General features: G+C 54.6%; 7 protein-coding genes. 6 read left to right on the top strand and 1 reads right to left on the bottom strand.

What is annotated here, in order from left to right:
* Positions 1-129 precede the first annotated feature (129 nt).
* The gene (locus CSE6_RS26435) at positions 130-567 is read right to left on the bottom strand and encodes a hypothetical protein (protein WP_034408237.1); all 438 of its coding nucleotides are present in this window, start codon (positions 565-567) and stop codon (positions 130-132) included.
* A gap of 141 nt (positions 568-708) precedes the next feature.
* On the opposite strand from CSE6_RS26435, the gene CSE6_RS08180 reads away from it, so the two are divergent.
* The 6 genes from CSE6_RS08180 (at position 709) to CSE6_RS08155 (ending at position 5,239) form a co-directional block, all read left to right on the top strand.
* Positions 709-963, top strand: coding sequence for a hypothetical protein (locus CSE6_RS08180; protein ID WP_059440286.1), 255 nt, complete (start codon positions 709-711; stop codon positions 961-963).
* Positions 964-1,113: 150 nt separating this feature from the next.
* Positions 1,114-1,689 (top strand): DUF3455 domain-containing protein, encoded by a 576-nt coding sequence (locus CSE6_RS08175; protein WP_012838009.1) that lies wholly within the window; start codon positions 1,114-1,116, stop codon positions 1,687-1,689.
* Between the two features lie 66 nt (positions 1,690-1,755).
* On the top strand, positions 1,756-2,334 hold the full coding sequence (locus CSE6_RS08170; RefSeq protein ID WP_012838008.1) for a sigma-70 family RNA polymerase sigma factor: 579 nt from the start codon (positions 1,756-1,758) through the stop codon (positions 2,332-2,334).
* Positions 2,331-3,059, top strand: a complete 729-nt coding sequence (locus CSE6_RS08165; protein WP_045838871.1) for an anti-sigma factor domain-containing protein — start codon at positions 2,331-2,333, stop codon at positions 3,057-3,059. The genes CSE6_RS08170 and CSE6_RS08165 overlap by 4 nt, the downstream gene beginning before the upstream one ends.
* 207 nt (positions 3,060-3,266) lie before the next feature.
* Entirely contained in the window at positions 3,267-3,830 is a 564-nt protein-coding gene (locus tag CSE6_RS08160; RefSeq protein WP_045838872.1) for a fasciclin domain-containing protein, read from the top strand.
* A gap of 941 nt (positions 3,831-4,771) precedes the next feature.
* Entirely contained in the window at positions 4,772-5,239 is a 468-nt protein-coding gene (locus CSE6_RS08155; protein WP_152668545.1) for a hypothetical protein, read from the top strand.
* Positions 5,240-6,000 lie beyond the last annotated feature (761 nt).

Genomic DNA, 6,000 nt, shown 5'->3' with positions numbered 1-6,000 from the left:
CAGACATGCCCCTGACGAAGCTCCAAACCCTACTCTGTGGCTGGATTCAACACCACTTGCACTAACGATAGTAGGTGGTACATCGCTCGCAATGTGGCAGGAATTCCCGCCACATTTCACACCTAAAATTTAGGACGCTTTAGCTGCTTTTTTGGACTTCGCCGACACTTTGCGAGGGTTAGGAGCCACCTCTTCTGTCTTGACAGGGCGTCCCGTCTTGATCGAAGGCACAGCCTCCAAAGCCGCAAGCAGTTGCTTGTCGTCCAAAGTGGACAGTAGCTTGAGACCTGCCCGCAACAGCTCACTTTTCTTGGCCAAATGGCCCTGCAGGGCAGCTCGCAGTTTCAGAGCATCGATCCCTTCGTATTCATCCTTCGGGATGGTGAAGCTATCGCGCACCAGCTTCGGTTTCTTGGATTTTGCCTCAACAACCTCAGGTGCTGTCACCACAGCGGGGGCTGGAGCCGGAGCTTCTACTTTAGGAGCTGTGGGTACCGCTGCTGTGCTGGCGGCCTCGGCCGCGGTGACGGTCTTGGATTTTGACGATTTTTGTTTACGGACTGGCATAACGCACACTTTAGAAACTAGACATACCATTTATACCGTTTAAATCAACTACTCAACAGCTCCCCTGACCTCTTTTCACCATTAGCTTCTCGGAGCTTCCAGTCGGACACCATGGCAAAGCTGCTCTGAGACAATCCGGCCATGACCGATGAATCTCCGATCCACACAGTCCACAAGCGCGTTTGCCACACGTTCCTCCGGCACTGGAAGGCTCACAACAACGCCTATCCCAAGCTAATCAAGGTGGCGCCGGAAGAGTTGCGGCAGTTCAACATCGTCAACGCCTTCGCCAAGCCCAATGAAATGTGGGGCGTCCCAATAGAGATCGACCCCAACACCACGGGCGTGATGATTGCGGTCGATGGGACGGAAATGCCTTTGGTTGAAGGCTACTAAAGCGGCCACGAGTTATAGCGTCACGGAACATTTCCAAAAAAATTTGTATCGGGTGCATCCAAACATCGATCTCGTGGGTAGTACCTGCAGCAACACAAGCAATGTGCTGCTTCAGTGAATCCTTCCAACCGATCTAATTGGAGAATCTCAATGTCGACCACTCGCTTCGCATACCGCCTCGCCGCCTTTGCTGCCGTCACTTCCGCTGCAGCCCTGCTCGCTGCATGCGGCTCGATGAAGTCACCAGCCAGCAACTTCTCTCAGGCTTCACTGCCTGCTCCCATCCAGGTTCCTGCCGGTCACAAGGTAGCCTGGGAAACGGTTGGCAGTGGCGACATCACCTATGAGTGCCGGGACAAGGCCAACGTACCTGGCCAAACCGAATGGGTCTTCGTCGGTCCCGATGCAGTGTTGAAAGATCGCTCAGGCAAGACTGTGGGCCGCTACTACGGACCTCCCGCAACCTGGGAAGCCAATGACGGATCCAAGCTCACAGCTACGCAACTCGCAGTCGCACCCTCCAGCCCAGGCAGCTTGCCCTATCAATTGGTAAAGGCCAATCCCGCCATGGGGGCCGGCGCGCTGGTAGACGTGAGCTACATCCAGCGCGTCGCACTCCAAGGGGGTGTTGCTCCTGCAGACAAACCCTGCACCACCGCCACCAAAGGCCAGAAGACCATGGTCAAGTACCAGGCCGATTACATCTTCTGGAAACCCACGATGTAAGGTTTTGCAACGGCATGACTAGAATGATCGAAGGATTTACCTCTATTTCCTTCTGACCTTCTATTTGTGCCGCCTGCTGCCGCCCTCCAAGACGACGCTTTCGACCATGACGCTGCGCTTCAGGCCTGTGCGCGAGGTGATCGCGAAGCCCTGCGCAGCATCTATGAGCGCGAAACACGCTATCTGCTGGGTGTTGCTCTCAGAATAGTTCGTGACCGCGCTACGGCAGAGGATGTGCTTCACGACGCTTTTGTGTCCATCTGGGAGCGTGCATCGAGCTTCGACGCCAGCCGTGGTGCTGGCCGAGGCTGGATTTACAGCATCGTAAGACATGCTGCACTAAATCGGGTGCGTGATAGCGGGCGAGAAACCATGTTGGATGAACCGGCTACAGCACACCTGGACGCACAAGCGGCTTTTGCGGCCTGGCAGGAAAGTGGTGATGAGCTTGCACGACAGGCCTCACTTGGCCGTCTGGGGCATTGTCTTGATAGCTTGGAGCCAGCGCGCCGCGCCTGCCTTTTGCACGCCTATGTGGACGGCTGCAGCCACAGCGAGATTGCCGAGCGAGTCAAAGCCCCCCTGGGCACAGTCAAGGCCTGGATTCAGCGCGGACTGCGCGCACTGCGGGAATGCATGCAATGAGCAGCGAAACCCAACAACCACAACCTCCAGACGACCTGCATACACAGGCCGGAGAGTATGTATTGGGCACGCTTGATGAAAGCGAGCGTCGCTCTATTGAAGCGCGCCTTCCCTACGAGCCCGCCCTGCGCGCAGCAGTGGACGAATGGGAGCAGCGCCTGTTGCCGCTGACCACGCTAGCCGAGCCTGTGGAGCCAGGAGCCAGCCTCTGGCTGCGCATCGCCGCAAGCATCGCGCCAGCGAGCCGCCCTCGAGTCGTGCCTGCCCGAATACGCTGGTGGCAATGGGACAGCCTCGCCCTATGGCGCAGCCTGACGGGCGCAGGTTTCGCCGCCACAGCAGTGCTGGCCGCTGTTCTTGTGGTGCGTGAAGCGTCTCCTCCAACAGCGCCGCGCTATTTCGTGGTGTTGGCCGCGCCTCAGAACCAATCTCCAGGCTGGCTCGTGCAGGCCCAGACAGAAGGCAGGCTGCGTCTGGTGCCGTTAGGCACCAATAGTGTTCCTGCAGAAAAATCCCTGCAGTTCTGGACCAAGGCTGATGGCTGGAGCGCTCCAGTATCGCTTGGCCTCGTAAAGCCAGGCGAGGCCATAGAGGTTCCAGTGGACAAGCTCCCCCCCCTACAGCCCAATCAATTGTTTGAGCTGACCCTGGAACCCTATGGCGGCTCCCCGATTGGACGACCCACTGGCCCCATTCAGTTCATTGGCCGAGCCGTCCAGATCTAAGACTTCTACCGGTTAAGCCTTGATGAGCCACTTGCCGACATCTCCAAAAGCAAACATAGCGGCCGTCACAGGCAGCCTTGCCTTACACCCGTGCCCCCGACGAATCGCCAGCAGAACATAAATAGCGAAATTCAATGAATCCAGACAGAAAGTGGTTGCGTATTCCTTTCAGCCGGCATTTTTCGGCTTGTACATCAAGGAGCATCCATGTTCTCGATTCAATCTGCACGTAAGTTGGCCTCGTTCAGCCTAGCTATCTCGATGTCTGCTGTATCCGTCGCAGCAATGGCTGATGTGATGGTGGGTGGAGCCCCCATGCTGCCCTCCAAGGACATCATAGACAACGCAGTCAATTCCAAGGATCACACTACGCTGGTCGCGGCGGTCAAAGCTGCTGGCCTCGTCGATACGCTCAAGGGCCCCGGTCCATTTACCGTCTTTGCGCCGACCAATGCCGCATTTGATGCACTTCCCGCTGGCACCGTCGATACGCTGCTCAAGCCTGAAAACAAAGCTGTGCTGACCACGGTCCTCACATACCACGTCGTCCCTGGTAAATGGGATGCCGCAGCACTCAGCAAGATGATCAAGGACGGCAAAGGCAAGGCCATGATCAAAACAGTCAGTGGCGGCACCCTGACGGCCCAGTCCAGCGATAAGAAAATCATGCTAACGGATGAAAAAGGAGGCACGGCCACGGTGACCATTCCCAACGTCTATCAATCCAATGGTGTGATTCACGTTATCGACAAGGTATTGCTTCCCAAATAAGCAAGCCCCCTGTTTGAGGCCCCAAACGAGCCTTAACTGAAATATGGGGTCTCCCTTGAAATCGACCGCAACACCATGAGAGTGATGATTGCGGTCGATGGGACGGGAATACTTCTGGTCGATGTACTCGTAAAGTCCCCATACTGTAGGGTCTTCTCAGAAACTGGCGATGCGCCCCACTGAATGGAGGGACTACTCCTGAGTATCTTGACGGCTCACATCCAGTTGACGGCGCTTACGGGCGCTGTTTTTCAGCAGTGTTCTTACGAAACAGGGGCCACCGATAACTTCGTGTATGTGGGCGTTGCTGACACCCTTAGCTAACATTACGTCTAGTACGTGCTGCTTGGGTGTAGATACGGGTACAAGCGGCACCACTGTCGTTGATGCAGTTGCACTGCCATCAACTTTGCTTGGCCAAAGCTCAGCAGATTAGTGTCTGTGGGGTTCATGCAGACATGAGAAGAGCTAGTTAAAGAAATGCAGCCGCATCGGCTTACCTGAAGTCTGGAGATGAAGAGCCGAAGGACGCCAAGCTCGACATCGTGGATATCAAGACTGTAGCTGAAGCCGATACGTTCACCTAGACGGCCGTACTGCTGCCCGTAGCCTTCGAAGACTATCTTAACTGCTTCACTTTTAATGTTTCAGTTTGATACATATCAACCGATAACCTCATAAGAGCTCAACAGACTCAAGGAGATTTCATTGAAGCGATGCATCATCAAAGTAGCAGGAGCCTGCTACACCGCCCTATTCCCAAGCACATGCGCCGCACTTGAAGATGCCCTGAAGCGCTTCCCGAGCGCCACCGCAATCTCCGTGAAAGCCGCTTGAATTCGGCTTGATCTAGCTATTCATCTAACATCCAACGCCAACTAGCAATCGTGTCTGTGACCGTTGCGAAGTCCCGGCTTAGCCAAATCAATACTGGAATAGCTATGCGTCCATCAATGCTGTCTATCAGCATATCGATCGCCATTTCAGGCTTCGTCCTTGTCTCCTGCACGAATGAGGAGAGCCACAAACTTGAGGCCAGGCGAGCTGCCAGGCGGCTGCTTGCTTTCCCTGAGCATGCCGAGTTCAAAGATGTGAAGTTGGGAAAGAACGGCGATGCTGTCTGCGGATTTGTGGGCTTTCGTCAAGGTGAGTTAGCATCCTATCCAGGCAAGAAACCATTTGTCTATGAAGTCAACACGCACACCGCAAGCCTAGTGGAAATGCTTCAGGATAAGGACTTCAAGAACTTTATAGAGGACAGGCTCGAAAACGAAGACGAAGTTGCCAAAGCGAAAAACTTGATCAAGACCTGCCGCGGGCAAGCTCTATGGGAAACGAACTGCTCTCCCACGCTTGATATCAAGAAGCACGCTCTCTGCAGCTACGTTGAGCCTCCCACAGTGCTTTAGCAATTCCAGCAAACCAGTCTTGGCACCTGCTTGCAGGGTTACCGGCCTTCTGCACGAAGTAGCATGCAGCGCTCCCCGAGAAGACCATCTGGCGTGTTCGCTCACGCAGGCACGGCAGTTCAGGAATGGGCTTGGGCTAGCCATCTATCAAGAGCACGGCGCGGCTTTCGCGTCGTGGCAACAGTGGTAACACTAGATGGCCCAGCAACTTTCCTAAACATGACGAATGAATGCTTCGCGTGTAATTTGCGGAAGTGGCGCTGAGTGCTTCAAGCAAAAATCAATGAAAGCACTCTATGCATGCAAATGCACGAAGAGCAAGCTTATGCGGCAGAGAACTTCAAGCCAAGCTGAGGCAAAGATGCTAGTACGCCCCATTACCTATCACCTTGAAATTTCACAGGACTCAATTAAGAGCGAACCGGTCGTCCACCTTGAGTCATCAACACCATTTCACCCCTTCGCCGTCGGAGACAAGATGAGTTGGAATGGATTTAGAAATGCTAGATGGCACCCTGAGCCCCAGACAGGACAGTTCCTACGTGTAAAGGATGCACTTCATTTTATTTGGGACATACGTGGCTCGAACATCGGCCACAAAGTTCGTCTGTGCGTCGAAATATGCAACGTCGAAGACTTGCCAACACACCACTGAACCAAACGTCTTCGATTTCGTCAGCATGCAGCCTTCTAGGCGGATTTTTCCTGTTTGATGCGCTTGTGCGATGAGCTGCGAGCATGTGGCAGGACTCTACCGGAGC

Source organism: Comamonas sp. E6 (assembly GCF_001010305.1).
GTDB classification, from domain to species: Bacteria; Pseudomonadota; Gammaproteobacteria; order Burkholderiales; family Burkholderiaceae_C; genus Comamonas; species Comamonas thiooxydans.
This window is presented reverse-complemented; position numbering and strand designations above follow the sequence as displayed.

Excerpts from the sequence above, each read along its gene's own strand:
- CSE6_RS08175 (WP_012838009.1), top strand. The coding sequence starts at position 1,114 with ATGTCGACCACTCGCTTCGCATACCGCCTCGCCGCCTTTGCTGCCGTC.
- CSE6_RS08160 (WP_045838872.1), top strand. The coding sequence starts at position 3,267 with ATGTTCTCGATTCAATCTGCACGTAAGTTGGCCTCGTTCAGCCTAGCT.
- CSE6_RS08155 (WP_152668545.1), top strand. The coding sequence starts at position 4,772 with ATGCGTCCATCAATGCTGTCTATCAGCATATCGATCGCCATTTCAGGC.
- CSE6_RS08180 (WP_059440286.1), top strand. The coding sequence starts at position 709 with ATGACCGATGAATCTCCGATCCACACAGTCCACAAGCGCGTTTGCCAC.
- CSE6_RS08165 (WP_045838871.1), top strand. The coding sequence starts at position 2,331 with ATGAGCAGCGAAACCCAACAACCACAACCTCCAGACGACCTGCATACA.
- CSE6_RS26435 (WP_034408237.1), bottom strand. The coding sequence starts at position 567 with ATGCCAGTCCGTAAACAAAAATCGTCAAAATCCAAGACCGTCACCGCG.